This is a genomic window from Glutamicibacter sp. NPDC087831, assembly GCF_044742845.1.
GTDB lineage: Bacteria > Actinomycetota > Actinomycetes > Actinomycetales > Micrococcaceae > Glutamicibacter.
Window position 1 is genome coordinate 1 of record NZ_JBIUVH010000008.1, and the last position, 13,527, is coordinate 13,527.

Genomic DNA, 13,527 nt, shown 5'->3' on the forward strand with positions numbered 1-13,527 from the left:
TGAGGGTGTGGGAGAGTAGGTCACCGCCGGACTTAACTTGAGTAGATGGTTTGAGGCCCTGGTACCGTTTGGTGCCGGGGCCTCACCTGTTTAACCAGACTATTTAAGCCGTACGCGCATCGGCGGTCCTCACCCTTCCTATCTTCATGGATGTAGATAAGGTGTGTAGTAGAAATAACAAGATCTTCTACACGAGGGGCTTTCCTTGACCACCGAGACTACGAGTCCACTGACATACCGCGACGATTCAATTCGTCCCCAGGACGATCTCTACCGCCATAGCAATGGCAAGTGGTTCGAGACAGCAACAATTCCAGGAGATCAAGGAATTTACGGTTCCTTCATGGAACTCCGCGACCAGGCTGAGGCTGCGGTCCACGGAATCATTAATGAAGCAGTGCAGAAGGTCGATTCCGGTGCAGAAACTGACGCCGCCACCCAGCGCATTGCCCGCCTCTACAGCTCATTCATGAATGAAGCCGTTATCGAAGAACGCGGTGCCGATCCGGTTGCTGTCTTCTTGAATACTATTTCGGATATCCAGAACACCGAACAGCTGCTAGAAGTATGCGGTTTCTTCCAGCGCAAAGGCATCAGCGGCTTCATGGATATCGGCGCGATGAACGACGCCGGCAATCCGGACCGGAACCTGCTGACCTTCCTGCAAGGCGGCCTGGGCCTGCCTGATGAGTCCTACTATCGCGAAGAGCAGTTCGCTGAAACCGTATCCGACTACCAGGACCACCTTGGCCGCCTGCTGGCCCTTGGCGGTATTGCTGATGCCGAAGCCGCGGCCGCACATGTCGTAGCGCTCGAGAAGGCCATGGCCTCGCATCACTGGGACCGGGTCAAGGTCCGCGATGCTCAGGCACGCTACAACCTGATGTCCGATGAGGAGCTTTCCGCGCTTTTCCCGGGTGTGAGGACCTGGCTGGCAGGCGCCGGCATTGAGCCGAAGTACTACAGCGAAGTTGTCGTCTGGCAGCCAAGCTACCTTCAGGGATTGTCTGAGCTATTCGGCTCCCAGCCGCTGGATGCCTGGAAGAACTGGTTGCGGGTCCAGGTGCTGCGCTCGTTCGCTCCCTACTTGTCCAGCGCATTCGTCAATGAGAATTTCTCCTTCTACTCGGCCAAGCTCGGTGGCGTGGAACAGCTCAAGGAACGCTGGAAGCGAGGTGTCGCATTCACCGAAGGTGCTGTAGGCGAAGACATCGGCCAGCTGTACGTGGCTGAGCACTTCCCTGCAGAGGCCAAGGACGCCATGGACGCGCTGGTTCAACGGCTCATCGAGGCTTACCGCATCTCGATCAGCGAACTGTCCTGGATGGGCCCGGAGACCATCGAAAAGGCACTGGATAAGCTTTCCAAGTTCCGTCCGAAGATCGGCTACCCGAACCAATGGATCGACTACTCTGCCATCCAGGCTGATGAACTGGACGTCATCGCGAATATTGCCTCGGCGAACGAATTCGAGTTCGCTCGTGAATTGAAGAAGATCGATGACGGGGTGGATCGCGAACTGTGGTTCATGTTCCCCCAGACGGTGAACGCCTACTACCACCCGCTGCTGAACGAAATCGCGTTCCCAGCGGCAATCCTGCGCCCGCCATTCTTCGACGTGAACCGCGACATCGCCTCGAATTTCGGCGGCATCGGCGCGGTCATCGGCCACGAAATCGGCCACGGCTTCGATGACCAGGGCTCGCAGTTCGATGGCACTGGCCAGTTGACCAATTGGTGGACCGATGAGGACCGGGCTTCCTTCGAGAAGCTGACCGCCAAGCTGGTGGGCCAGTACAACGCGCTGTCCCCTTCAGAAGCCCCGGAACACAACGTCAACGGTGCACTGACCTTGGGCGAGAACATCGGCGACCTCGGTGGCCTGGGCATTGCCTACAAGGCCTACAAGCTCGAGTTGGCCGCCCTTGGCATACAGGAAGATGAAGTGATCGACGGCATCACCGGAGACCAGCGCTTCTTCTACTCCTGGGCCGAATGCTGGCGCACGCTGATTCGTCCGGAGACCGCGGTGGTACGCGTGACCACCGACCCGCATGCACCCGGGGAGTTCCGCTGCAACCAGGTTCCGAAGAACCTGGCATCCTTCCACGAGGCCTTCGGCACCAAGCCCGGCGATGGCATGTGGCTGGATCCAGCTGACCGCGTAGAAATCTGGTAAACCGCATAACTGAATGGATAGGGCAGGGGCAAAGCCAGCTTTGCCCCTGCCCTATCCTGCGTTGCGGGCCAACATCACTGTGTAAGGCTGATCATGAAGGGCTTCAACTGCACGCCATGACACGTAGAATGGTCTATTGTGACTTCCGAAAATAATTCCGCACAGGCCCCAGATCCAAACGACCAGCGACAGGTGCGCACCGATAAGCGCAACCAGCTGCTGGCCAAGGGCGAGGAAGCCTACCCGGTAGGCATAGCTCGCACCCACTCGTTGCAGGAAATCCGCGACAAGTACGAGCACCTCGAAGCTGGTGAAGAGACCGAAGACGTCGTCGGCATCGTCGGCCGCATCGTTTTCATGCGCAACACCGGCAAGCTGTGCTTCGCCACCTTGCAGGAAGGCGGCCAGAAGGGCGAAGGGGTTCGCCTGCAGGTCATGCTCTCGCTTGCCAACGTTGGCGAAGAGCGCCTGGCCCAGTGGAAGTCGCTCGTCGATCTGGGCGACCATGTGTTCGTGACCGGCAAGGTCATCTCCTCGCGCCGCGGCGAGCTGTCCATCATGGCAGACGCTTGGGAAATGGCTTCCAAGGCCCTGCGCCCACTGCCGGTGCTGCACGCCGATCTGAATGAAGAGACCCGCGTGCGCCAGCGCTACGCCGATTTGATCGTGCGCAACGAGGCCCGCGAAATGGTCTACAAGCGCGCCGCGATCGTCCGCGCCGTACGCAACACCCTGGAGAACCGTGGCTATGTCGAGGTTGAGACCCCGATGCTGCAGCTGGTTCACGGTGGCGCTTCGGCCCGTCCATTCAAGACGCACCTGAACGCCTTTGACCAGGAAATGACCCTGCGCATCGCAACCGAGCTGTACCTCAAGCGGTGCGTCGTTGGCGGTGTTGACCGTGTCTTCGAAGTGGGGCGCATCTTCCGCAACGAGGGTGTCGACTCGACCCACTCGCCGGAATTCACCACCTTGGAATCCTACGAAGCCTACGCCGACCAGTACGTCATGGCCGATCGCATCAAGGAAATCATTCTCAATGCCGCTGATGCCATTGGTGCCGGCCGCACCATCGAGACCCCCAAGGGCACCGCTAACCTGGACGGCGAATGGCGCTGGGTCAGCGTCTACCCTGGCCTGTCCGAAGCTGTCGGCGTGGAGATCACCCCGGAAACCGAAGCTTCGGTGCTGCGCGAAGTCGCTGCGAAGCACGAAGTGAAGATCGATCCAGCCTGGGGCGCCCAGAAGCTGGTCATCGAGCTGTTCGGCGAAATCGTCGAGCCGACCTTGATCGATCCGACCTTCGTGTGCGACTACCCGCCACTGGCACAGCCGCTGGCACGCCCGCATCGCTCGAAGCCGGGAGTCATCGAGGCCTGGGACCTGATCATCGGCGGCATGGAGCGCGGTACCGCGTTCTCCGAGCTGATTGACCCGGTGATCCAGCGCGAGCGCCTGACCGAGCAGTCCCTGATGGCTGCTGGCGGCGATCCGGAAGCAATGCAGCTTGACGAAGACTTCCTTCGTGCATTGGAATACGGTGCACCGCCGATGGGCGGTATCGGTTTGGGTATCGATCGTCTGGTTATGCTTTTCACCAACGTCGGTATTCGTGAAACTATTCTGTTCCCACTCCTAAAGCCGGAGGCATAGGAATGCCATATATTGAGGCGATCGTCCCGACAATCGGCCTGGCGCTGCTTTTCTGGTACGTGATGAAAGCAATTACAAACGCGGATCGAAAAGAACGCCAAGCTGAAGCTGAAGCTGATGCGCTAATTCAAAATCGCTCGGATTCTAATAATCCAGTAAACGAGAATTAGTCTTTCCTGAAAGAACCTTGTGAATTCTGATGATAATTAGAGTTTAGTGCGGCTATTTGTATATGCTTGTTGTTTGAAATGGGCTGATGATCGAATGTCAGTTGGTCCAGTACATTCAAGCTCGGAGGAATTCCTAAATGGCACGTCAGGTTCAAATTGCCCTGATCGACGATATTGATGGTAGCGAGGCGACTGAATCTATTGCATTCAGCGTCGCTGGTCAGCATTTTGAAATCGACCTGAACGACGAGCATGCTGCTCAGTTCCATGCAGCCATCGAGCCGTACATCGATGCGGCGCGCTCGTCGAAGCAGACTGCAGCGAGCGAAGCTCCAGCAATCCGCGCATGGGCGAAGGAAAACAACATCAAGGTCAACGCACGCGGACGCCTTAATGCAGAAGTTGTAGATGCCTACAATGCTGCAATGCGCAAGGGCGGACGAAACCGCGCGAAGTAATTTGCGAGGTTTTCAACAAGTCTCAATATAAGAGCCGGCACGCAATGCGTGCCGGCTCTTATTCTTATAACGACGTTCGTAATTCATCCAATACTTTCATTGAACATCGCAATATTGGCGAGCCAAGTAAATCTGGAAATTAATTGCACCTCAATTACGGATTTCCGGTACCAGGGGACCGCTTCGGTTATCCCTGTGGCGAACAAGGGCGCATTGCCGGCGCTTGGTGCGTAGCATCGAATTATTGGTAAGCAAGGAGTGTGCCGAAGATGTTTGAGAGATTTACCGACCGTGCCCGTCGAGTTGTCGTGCTCGCCCAAGAAGAGGCGCGCATGCTCAACCACAACTACATCGGCACCGAGCACCTGTTGCTCGGTCTAATCCACGAAGGCGACGGTGTCGCCGCAAAGGCGCTTGAGTCGCTGAATATTTCGCTGGGTGCCGTTCGTGAGCAGGTTCAGGAGATTATCGGCAAGGGCCAGCAGGCGCCTTCCGGTCATATCCCGTTCACTCCTCGCGCCAAGAAGGTTTTGGAGCTCTCGCTGCGCGAAGCGCTGCAGCTGGGGCATAACTACATTGGTACCGAGCACATCCTGCTCGGCCTGATCCGCGAGGGCGAGGGCGTCGCAGCCCAGGTACTGGTGAAGCTGGGCGCTGACCTCGGTCGCGTGCGCCAGCAGGTCATCCAGCTGCTCTCGGGCTACCAGGGCGGCAAGGAAACTGCCTCCGCTGGCGTCAGCTCGGGCGGACAGCAGGAAGGCACCCCGGCAGGCTCGGCGGTGCTCGACCAGTTCGGCCGCAACCTCACCGCAGCTGCCCGCGAGGGCAAGCTCGATCCAGTGATTGGCCGCGAGCACGAGATGGAACGCGTCATGCAGGTCCTCTCGCGCCGTACCAAGAACAACCCGGTGCTGATCGGCGAGCCTGGTGTCGGCAAGACCGCAGTCGTCGAGGGCCTGGCCCAGTCGATCGTGCGCGGCGATGTGCCCGAGACCATCAAGGACAAGCAGCTGTACACCCTGGACCTCGGTTCCCTGGTGGCCGGCTCCCGCTACCGCGGCGACTTCGAGGAACGCCTGAAGAAGGTCCTCAAGGAAATCCGCACCCGTGGCGATATCATCCTGTTCATCGACGAGATCCACACCCTCGTTGGTGCTGGTGCCGCCGAGGGCGCCATCGATGCAGCGTCGATCCTCAAGCCGATGCTGGCTCGTGGCGAACTGCAGACCATCGGTGCCACCACCTTGGATGAGTACCGCAAGAATATCGAGAAGGATGCAGCGCTTGAGCGCCGCTTCCAGCCGATCCAGGTCAAGGAGCCTTCGGTGGAGCTGACCACGCAGATCCTGCGTGGCCTGCGCGACCGCTACGAGGCGCACCACCGCGTGACCATCACCGATGGTGCACTGCAGGCCGCTGCCACGCTGGCGCACCGCTACATCTCCGATCGCTTCCTGCCGGACAAGGCCGTGGACCTGATCGACGAGGCGGGCGCACGCCTGCGCATCCAGCGCATGACCGCTCCTCCGGCCTTGAAGGAAATGGACGAGGAAATCGCCACCGTGCGCCTGGAGAAGGAAGCTGCGATTGACGCGCAGGACTTCGAAGGGGCTGCCTCGCTGCGCGATAAGGAATCCAAGCTGATTGAGGCCCGCAACGAGAAGGAGAAGTCCTGGCGCAATGGCGACATGGACGAAGTCTCCGAGGTGACCGAGGACCTTATTGCCGAGGTACTTGCCAACTCCACCGGCATCCCGGTTGTGAAGCTGACCGAGGAAGAGTCCACGCGCCTGCTGAACATGGAAGACGAGCTGCACAAGCGCGTCATCGGCCAGGACTCGGCGATCAAGGCCATCTCCCAGGCGATCCGCCGTACCCGTGCAGGCCTGAAGGATCCGAACCGCCCAGGTGGTTCGTTCATCTTCGCCGGCCCAACCGGTGTAGGCAAGACCGAGCTGGCCAAGGCGCTGGCAGAGTTCCTCTTCGGTGAAGAAGACGCGCTGATCACCCTGGACATGTCCGAATACTCGGAGAAGCACACCGTTTCCCGGCTCTTCGGTGCTCCTCCGGGCTACGTCGGCTACGAAGAGGGCGGGCAGCTGACCGAAAAGGTCCGCCGCCGTCCGTTCTCCGTAGTGCTCTTCGACGAGGTCGAGAAGGCGCATGCCGACTTGTTCAACTCATTGCTGCAGATCCTGGAAGACGGCCGCTTGACCGACTCCCAGGGCCGTGTGGTGGACTTCAAGAACACCATCATCATCATGACCACCAACCTCGGTACCCGCGACATCTCCAAGGGTGTGATGACCGGCTTCCAGTCGGCCGCGGATACCAAGACCGGTTACGAGCGCATGCAGGCCAAGGTCCAGGAAGAACTGCGTCAGCATTTCCGCCCTGAATTCCTGAACCGTGTTGATGACACCGTGGTCTTCCCGCAGCTGAACCAGGACGAGATCGAAGAAATCGTCGACCTGTTCATCGCACGCCTGGCCAAGCGCCTGGAAGAACGCGAGATCACCATCGAGCTGACCCAGGCTGCCCGCAGCCTGCTGGCCCAGCGCGGTTACGATCCAGCAATGGGTGCCCGCCCGCTTCGCCGCACCATCCAGCGCGATATCGAGGACCAGCTCTCCGAGCGCATCCTCTTCAGCCAGATCGTTGCGGGCCAGAAGGTCACCGTCGACGTCGAGGGCGAAGGCGAGAGCCGCAAGTTCGTCTTCCACGCTGAAGGCGGCACCGGCCAGCTGGAAGGCGAGCCGGCACCGGCAGCACTGGAAAGCTAGGCCGCAGAGGCATAACCCATAGCCGTGGAACTGACAACGTTCAGTTCCACGGCTATTGGCTTTAATCCGGCCATGTCGTAGGCTCAACACATGAAGAAGCGAAGCAAAGGGCAACAGCTGATTGCCGCTTCCTGCCTCGCAGTCATGGCCTATTCAGCCCTGTACCTTCTCCTCCGTCCCCAGCTTCCTGGACAATTGGTGCGCCATGCCGGCACCGACGGAGCCGGATACGGCCCAACGTGGCTGGTGGTGCTGGTGATTGGTGCCGCGGGCACGCTCAGTATTGCCATCGGCATCATTGCCTACCGCGACTTCACCTCATTGGGGCACTGGAACCCGGGACCGAAATCGATTGTGGTCTGCTTCCTGGCCGCTGGCTTCGGAATCCTCGGACTGGGCGCTGCCATGCTTCTCGCTGCCATGGGAGAAGACGCCGCGCAGCAAGGCACCCTGCCTATTGGCATGGGACTGCTTGGGCTGATCGGGGTCTTCGCGCTTTCCGCCTCGCTGCTGGCAAAGGCATTGCCCCAGGCGGAGCAAGAAAGCCTCGACGCCTGAAGAGCAATCGATTCCCTCCGGGCGTGCTGGGCTTAGCGGGCCACCGCCTTGGCTACCAACTCGGCAAGCATTTCTTCGAGCTGCCCATCAAGCGCGGTAATGGCGAACGAGGTGGGCCATAGGGTGCCCTCATCCAGCTGCGCAACATCGTTGAAGCCGAAAGTCAGGTAGCGGGTACCGAACTTCTTGGCATCCTGCATGAAGCACAAGATCTTGCCGTCCAAAGCGTAAGCGGGCATGCCATACCAGGTTTTCGGCTCCAATTCCGGAGCCGTCTCGGTGATGATCCGGTGCAGCTTCTGCGCAAGCACCTTGTCGTTGCCCTCGAAGGAAGCAATCTTCTCTTCCACTTCCTTGCGGGCCTGTTCCGCCTTCTCGGCTTTGGTCATGCGCTTCTTCGAAGTGCGCACCTCAGCGGCCCGCTCTTTCATCGCGGCTTTCTCGGCGGCTGAAAAGCCTTCTTGTTCTGAACTGCTCATGCTTCTTCTCCCTGAACTGCTTGGTTGATACGGACCATATTTCCCGAAGGATCGCGGAAGGCGCAATCGCGCGGACCCCACGGTTGGTCCATTGGCTCCTGCAGGACTTCAGCGCCCGACGCGCTCAAAGTTTCAAAGACCTTGTCCAGATCATTGGTGGACAGCACCAGCGGCCCGATCGCGCCCTTGGCTACCAGCTCGGCCAAGGCCTGCGCATCGGCAGCTGACCGGCCAGCGCCCGGAGCCGAAAGCACCAGGCTGGTGCCGGCGCCGTCGGAGCCGCCAAGGGACACCCAGCGGAAGCCGCCGTTGGCGACATCGGAGAGGACCGTGAAGCCCAGCGCATCGCGGTAGAACGCGAGCGCCTCATCCACATCGAGCACGGTCAAAGGGACATGATTGATTGAAATGCTTGCCATGGCTCCAGCCTAGGGAGCGCCGACCAGATAGCGCTTCTTCAAAACTGCTCAGAATCTCTCGGGACGCAAAAGGATCTTGGCGATGCAGGCAGGGATCGGCTCGGTGGCTGAATGGTCCCGTTCCCGGTATGACGAGGGAGTTTCGCCGACCACTTCGGTGAAGCGCGTGCTGAAGGAACCCAGAGAGGTCCATCCCACTTGCATGCAAGCATCTGTTACCGAGACCGATGCGCGCAGCAGATGCATGGCGCGCTCGATACGGCGGGTGAGCAAATAGGCATGCGGGGTCTCGCCATAGGCCCGCTTGAACTCCCTGGAAAAATGAGCAGGAGACATGGAAGCACGCTGGGCCAACGCAGGCACATCCAATGGTTCCGCATAGTGCCGGTCCATCAGGTCCCTGGCCCGGCGCAGGTGCGCCAGGGTTTTCAGCGCTTCGGCATCCACCGGCTAGCCCCGGTTCCTGGCTCGCAGGACAAGGAATGCACCCAGCACCGTTGAGCACAGGTAGATCCCGGTGACGGTGATCCAGCCCGCGGTGAAGCCACCGGCCGAGCCGACCAGCAGGCCCATGGCCAAGGGCCCCACTGTGAAACCGCCAAACTGGCCCGCCGAGACGATTCCGCTGGCACTTCCCAGGCGGCTTGCGGGGATCACCCGCAGCAAGCCCGCCATCAGCACTACCGAAACTCCCAGGGCCGAGGCGCCGTGCAGGCAGACCGCTAGCCAGAGCAAGGCCACCGAGTGCAGCTGCTGGGCCATCAGGAAGCTGGCACCGCCCGCAGTGGCCAGCGACGCCAGCAGCAGCAAGAGCTTAGGAGCTGATACGCCGCGTGACATCATCTGCCCCCATCCGACGCGGGCGGAAACGCCAATGACGCCAGCGACCGCGGCGGTCAGGCCGCCAGCGACCAAGGAGAAGTCCAGCTCGCGGACCGCAAAGAGCGCCAGGTAGACGTTGGTCGCCTGTACGCCGACACCGTTGATGAAACCGAATAGGGCCAGCGCAAAAATGACGAACTTCGTGGAGGGGGCGGCCGCAGCCACCGGCTGGCTCGCGCCCGCTGCCGCCTTCTGCGGGGCAGGCGCGGCGAGCATGGGAGTCGCGCGGATAACCCGTACAGCGATCACCGCGAGGACCGCGGCGAGCACGGCGCCGGCCAGCGATGCTCCGTTCCAGCCAATGAATGCAGCCAGCAGCGGGAACCCCACGCTGCCTACGAGCTGTGAAACCTGCACGCCAGACTGCTTGATGCCGGTCCACGTGATGCGCTGGGCACTAGGGACGCGCTGGGCCAGAATGCGGTTGGTGACCCCGTTGGGGAATGACTGGGCGAAGCCGGCCAAACCGGAAGCCGCCAGGAGCAAGACGTAGCCTGCGGGAATGGCTGCCAAGCCCAGCGCGACCGCCGTCGTGCCGAAGATCAGCAGGACCAGCCTGGTATCCGGTTGCCTGTCGGAGAACTTCCCGAAGACGGCGTTACCCAGTGCGGCGCAGCCGAAGCACACTGTCGCCAACAGGCCGAACTGGGATTCGGTGATTCCCAAATCCCTGATGACCAGGTCGCTGGTGGCGTTCAACCCGTAATTAAGCAGGGGAGCGATGCCGACGGCGGATAGGAGGATGGCAAGCAACCCGAATCCGGGGCGTGCTGTTCTAGCTGGCATCCTCATCCTTGCTCCAGTGCGACTTCAATGTTCAAGTTTATCTTGGCACACCGTGTTGCGGGATGTTCCTTCAATGACATATCCGGCATCTGCTTCGATTCTGCAAACGGTGGGGCATAGGATTTAGAACGTGAACTCTTTTACCGTCCGCTCAGCCAGAACCAGTGATGTCAACGCTATCCGCAATCTTGTGCGCCCGTTGGCCGAGGAACGGATCCTGCTGGATAAGGAAGCGGTCACCTACTACGAGTCCATCCAGGAATTCCTGGTCGCCGAGGACGCGGACGGCAATGTTGTCGGCTGCGGCGGTTTGCACGTCATCTGGGAAGACATCGCCGAAATCCGTACCTTGGCGACCTCGGGCGAGCTGCGTGGCAAGGGCGTAGGCCATGTCCTGCTCTCCGAACTCTTGGAACGTGCCCGGGAAGTCGGGGTTGGCCGCGTCTTCTGCCTGACCTTCGAAGTGGATTTCTTCATACGCCAAGGCTTCAAGGTGATGGCTGACCAGAGCGCCGTGGATCCAGCGGTATACCAGGAGATCCTGCTCTCCCGGGATGAAGGCGTTGCTGAATTCCTGGACCTCGCCCGCGTGAAGCCGAATACCTTGGGCAACACCCGGATGATCATTACGCTGGACTGATACTTCTAGTCCATCCGGTCGTAGCGCGCACGGAATACCAGGTACAGCGCGTAGCAAACCAGGCCCGCACCGATAGCAACCAGGGCAACCGGCCCAAACGGCTGATCCTGGATGGCCTTCAGCGCTCCATCGATGCCGCTGGCCTCTTCCGGGTCGCGCTGTACCGTGGCCACGATGAAGAGCAGGCCCACGGCACCGAGGACTACGCCTTTGGCAGGATAGCCCAGCATGCCCGAGTGCTTGATCGCGCGCGATACCTCGGTATTTCCGGAACCGGAGAGATCCTTCAAGAACTTCCGGGTGGCACCCTTGTAGATGTAGTAGCCGGCCATGGCCAGCAGCCCCAGGCCCAAGGCGATCAGCAACCCCCGGCCAAGTCCGGTCTTCATCATTTCTCCGCTGAAGCTGGTGGCAGTCTTTCCCGAATCACTGGGAATTCCCACCGCAAACCGCCCAAAGGTGAAGCCGACAGCCAAGAAGGACACCGAGATGGCCGCGGACTTGAGCCTGCCCTTCAGCTCGTTTTCGGGCAAGAAGGCCTGCGCCAAGGACCATAGGCCCAGCAATAGTGCGCCGATTGCGCAGATCCACAGCAAGACCATGCCGAAAGGCTGCTCTGCCAAGGCGCCCATGGCTCCGCCCTGATCGGCTTCCGCCTTGCCGCCGGCAGCGACGAAAGCTGCGAGGATTCCCACGGTTGCGTGAAGTACGCCGTTGGCGACGTATCCCAGGCGTGCGGCGCGTTCGAACCATGGGTGCTTGGCTACGTGGCGAACAGCAGCGGCCGGATCAACTGAAGCGTTCATGGGCTAAGCATAGGTAGGCATCAGGGCATAAAGCTAGCCGCTTCTGGCTCGTTCCGGGCCGATGCTACGAAGGCAGGCGGATTCCATCTTCTTCGGCGATCGCCAGGCCATCTTTGAGCAGCCCGGCCAGTGCCCGTTCACGCTGCTCCAATGGTGATTGCAATTGGTCAAGCGCCACATACCTTGCATGCGATTCATGGGACAGCTCGGCCAGGAAGGACTGCTCTGGCACCGCCTGCTCATGCTCGCGCAGGATCGCCATGATGGCGCCGCGGACCTGCCGGTCCGTACCCTTCCAAGCTTGTCCCTTCGGGATGTAGTGCGGGGCCGGTTGCCCCTGGGCAATCCATGCGCACTGCTGGAAGACCGGGCATTGCTCGCACTTCGGGCTGCGAGCGGTGCACACCAGGGCACCGAGTTCCATTACCGAAATATTCCACAGATTCGCTGCCTGATGATCCTCGGGCTGGACTTCTGCAGCCCGGGCGAATTCACTGGCACGCGGGCTTGGCTCGGGCAATGCCATGCCGCCAAAGAGCCGTGCATGCACGCGGCGAATGTTCGTGTCCACGACAACGGTGCGCTCGCCGAAGGCAAAGCAGGCAATGGCGGCCGCGGTGTAGGAGCCGATGCCCGGCAAGGCCAGGAGCTCGGCTTCGGTGCGCGGGACTTCGCCGTTGTACTCGGTGGTGATCTCCACGGCGGCGGCATGCAAGCGCTGCGCGCGCCGCGGATAGCCCAGCCGTCCCCACGCTTTCAGTGCTTCGGACAGCGGTTCCGCAGCCAGATCCTGCGGCCGTGGCCAGCGGCGCATCCATTCTTCCCAAACCGGCAAGACACGAACTACCGGAGTCTGCTGGAGCATGAACTCGCTGACCATGACTTCCCAGCCGCTCACTCCGGGGCGTCGCCAAGGCAGGTCGCGGGCGTTCTCTAGGTACCAGGTGTTGATGGTGTTGTGGATTTGCTGCACCCCACCACTCTAAGCCAGCGCACCGTCCGCCCGGAATCAGCGGGAATGGATTGCAGAACGTGATTTGCCCTGGATCCTACGCCATTACCGGCTTCGGGCAGGCAAATGAATTAGCCTTAAGCCATGAGCAACGCATCAGGGGGGAAACCATCGGCCAGCGTCTACCGGCGCAGGCGGATCACCGTGGCAGTACTTGCCCTGGTGCTCGTCGGCCTGCTTGTCTGGGGCGTCGTTGCGCTGGCCGGATTGTTCTCCCCTGATGAGAAGAAAACTGCAGGCAATGAGCCAAGCGCCCAGCAAACCCAGTCGGTTCCTTCGCCATCGCCAGAGCCGGAAGACGACGAAGCTGCGGCCAAGAAGTGCAAGAGCGACGAGGTCGAGATTACTGCGACTACCGATGCGAAAAGCTACGCCTCGGACAAGAAGCCGACCTTGCTGCTGGGCATCGAAAATGTTTCCAAGCGCGAATGCGAATTGAACGTCGGAACCACGCAGCAGGAGTTCCTGGTTTCCAGCGGCGCGGACCGCATCTTCTCCACCATCGATTGCCTGGATGGCGCAGAAGATGTGAATCTGGCCTTCAAGCCGGGGCAGAAGGAGAACGCGCGCTTCACCTGGAACCGCGAGCGTTCGGCTCCCGGGTGCAAGTCGGTCAGCGTGCAGCCGCGTCCGGGAACCTACAAGTTCACCGCCGCTATCGGCGACTTCGTTTCGGAGCCGGTCACCTTCACCTTGGAGTGA

General features: G+C 60.5%; 14 protein-coding genes. 8 read left to right on the forward strand and 6 right to left on the reverse strand.

Annotated features, from left to right (window positions below):
• Positions 1-205 precede the first annotated feature (205 nt).
• The 6 genes from ACIOJF_RS17340 to ACIOJF_RS17365 all read left to right on the forward strand — a co-directional run bounded on the left by ACIOJF_RS17340 (position 206) and on the right by ACIOJF_RS17365 (position 7,801).
• Positions 206-2,179, forward strand: a complete 1,974-nt coding sequence (locus ACIOJF_RS17340) for a M13 family metallopeptidase (RefSeq protein ID WP_402741974.1) — start codon at positions 206-208, stop codon at positions 2,177-2,179.
• A 138-nt stretch (positions 2,180-2,317) separates the two neighbouring features.
• Complete coding sequence (gene lysS, locus ACIOJF_RS17345) at positions 2,318-3,832, forward strand: lysine--tRNA ligase (protein ID WP_332488537.1); 1,515 nt, start codon at positions 2,318-2,320, stop codon at positions 3,830-3,832.
• A gap of 2 nt (positions 3,833-3,834) precedes the next feature.
• The gene (locus ACIOJF_RS17350; protein WP_166650875.1) at positions 3,835-4,002 is read left to right on the forward strand and encodes a hypothetical protein; all 168 of its coding nucleotides are present in this window, start codon (positions 3,835-3,837) and stop codon (positions 4,000-4,002) included.
• Positions 4,003-4,139: 137 nt separating this feature from the next.
• Complete coding sequence (locus ACIOJF_RS17355) at positions 4,140-4,460, forward strand: Lsr2 family protein (protein ID WP_105659017.1); 321 nt, start codon at positions 4,140-4,142, stop codon at positions 4,458-4,460.
• Between the two features lie 269 nt (positions 4,461-4,729).
• Complete coding sequence (locus tag ACIOJF_RS17360; RefSeq protein WP_105659016.1) at positions 4,730-7,243, forward strand: ATP-dependent Clp protease ATP-binding subunit; 2,514 nt, start codon at positions 4,730-4,732, stop codon at positions 7,241-7,243.
• A 90-nt stretch (positions 7,244-7,333) separates the two neighbouring features.
• Positions 7,334-7,801 (forward strand): hypothetical protein, encoded by a 468-nt coding sequence (locus ACIOJF_RS17365; protein ID WP_105662701.1) that lies wholly within the window; start codon positions 7,334-7,336, stop codon positions 7,799-7,801.
• Between the two features lie 32 nt (positions 7,802-7,833).
• Here ACIOJF_RS17365 and ACIOJF_RS17370 read toward each other — a convergent pair whose 3' ends face one another.
• Genes ACIOJF_RS17370 through ACIOJF_RS17385 form a run of 4 tightly spaced genes read right to left on the reverse strand, consistent with a single transcriptional unit; the run spans position 7,834 to position 10,367 of the window.
• Entirely contained in the window at positions 7,834-8,280 is a 447-nt protein-coding gene (locus ACIOJF_RS17370; RefSeq protein ID WP_105659014.1) for an iron chaperone, read from the reverse strand.
• Complete coding sequence (locus ACIOJF_RS17375) at positions 8,277-8,699, reverse strand: VOC family protein (protein ID WP_105659013.1); 423 nt, start codon at positions 8,697-8,699, stop codon at positions 8,277-8,279. The genes ACIOJF_RS17370 and ACIOJF_RS17375 overlap by 4 nt, the downstream gene beginning before the upstream one ends.
• A 48-nt stretch (positions 8,700-8,747) precedes the next feature.
• Positions 8,748-9,092: a helix-turn-helix domain-containing protein gene (locus ACIOJF_RS17380; RefSeq protein ID WP_402741983.1), complete on the reverse strand. Its 345-nt coding sequence runs from the start codon at positions 9,090-9,092 to the stop codon at positions 8,748-8,750.
• Positions 9,093-9,149: 57 nt separating this feature from the next.
• On the reverse strand, positions 9,150-10,367 hold the full coding sequence (locus ACIOJF_RS17385) for an MFS transporter (protein ID WP_402741975.1): 1,218 nt from the start codon (positions 10,365-10,367) through the stop codon (positions 9,150-9,152).
• Between the two features lie 130 nt (positions 10,368-10,497).
• On the opposite strand from ACIOJF_RS17385, the gene ACIOJF_RS17390 reads away from it, so the two are divergent.
• Complete coding sequence (locus ACIOJF_RS17390; protein WP_105659010.1) at positions 10,498-11,007, forward strand: amino-acid N-acetyltransferase; 510 nt, start codon at positions 10,498-10,500, stop codon at positions 11,005-11,007.
• 5 nt (positions 11,008-11,012) lie between these two features.
• On the opposite strand, the gene ACIOJF_RS17395 is transcribed toward ACIOJF_RS17390, so the two are convergent.
• Together ACIOJF_RS17395 and ACIOJF_RS17400 are read right to left on the reverse strand one after the other, a co-directional pair.
• Positions 11,013-11,813: a DUF1206 domain-containing protein gene (locus ACIOJF_RS17395; RefSeq protein WP_133835038.1), complete on the reverse strand. Its 801-nt coding sequence runs from the start codon at positions 11,811-11,813 to the stop codon at positions 11,013-11,015.
• A gap of 64 nt (positions 11,814-11,877) precedes the next feature.
• Entirely contained in the window at positions 11,878-12,786 is a 909-nt protein-coding gene (locus ACIOJF_RS17400) for an A/G-specific adenine glycosylase (RefSeq protein ID WP_105659008.1), read from the reverse strand.
• Positions 12,787-12,909: 123 nt separating this feature from the next.
• Here ACIOJF_RS17400 and ACIOJF_RS17405 point away from each other — a divergent pair, with 123 nt between their 5' ends.
• Complete coding sequence (locus ACIOJF_RS17405) at positions 12,910-13,527, forward strand: hypothetical protein (RefSeq protein WP_105659007.1); 618 nt, start codon at positions 12,910-12,912, stop codon at positions 13,525-13,527.

Bases quoted from the DNA above. Each gene is read 5' to 3' on its own strand.
- ACIOJF_RS17350 (WP_166650875.1), top strand. From the start codon at position 3,835: ATGCCATATATTGAGGCGATCGTCCCGACAATCGGCCTGGCGCTGCTT.
- ACIOJF_RS17355 (WP_105659017.1), top strand. From the start codon at position 4,140: ATGGCACGTCAGGTTCAAATTGCCCTGATCGACGATATTGATGGTAGC.
- ACIOJF_RS17360 (WP_105659016.1), top strand. From the start codon at position 4,730: ATGTTTGAGAGATTTACCGACCGTGCCCGTCGAGTTGTCGTGCTCGCC.
- ACIOJF_RS17365 (WP_105662701.1), top strand. From the start codon at position 7,334: ATGAAGAAGCGAAGCAAAGGGCAACAGCTGATTGCCGCTTCCTGCCTC.
- ACIOJF_RS17370 (WP_105659014.1), bottom strand. From the start codon at position 8,280: ATGAGCAGTTCAGAACAAGAAGGCTTTTCAGCCGCCGAGAAAGCCGCG.
- ACIOJF_RS17375 (WP_105659013.1), bottom strand. From the start codon at position 8,699: ATGGCAAGCATTTCAATCAATCATGTCCCTTTGACCGTGCTCGATGTG.
- ACIOJF_RS17380 (WP_402741983.1), bottom strand. From the start codon at position 9,092: ATGGACCGGCACTATGCGGAACCATTGGATGTGCCTGCGTTGGCCCAG.
- ACIOJF_RS17385 (WP_402741975.1), bottom strand. From the start codon at position 10,367: ATGCCAGCTAGAACAGCACGCCCCGGATTCGGGTTGCTTGCCATCCTC.
- ACIOJF_RS17395 (WP_133835038.1), bottom strand. From the start codon at position 11,813: ATGAACGCTTCAGTTGATCCGGCCGCTGCTGTTCGCCACGTAGCCAAG.
- ACIOJF_RS17405 (WP_105659007.1), top strand. From the start codon at position 12,910: ATGAGCAACGCATCAGGGGGGAAACCATCGGCCAGCGTCTACCGGCGC.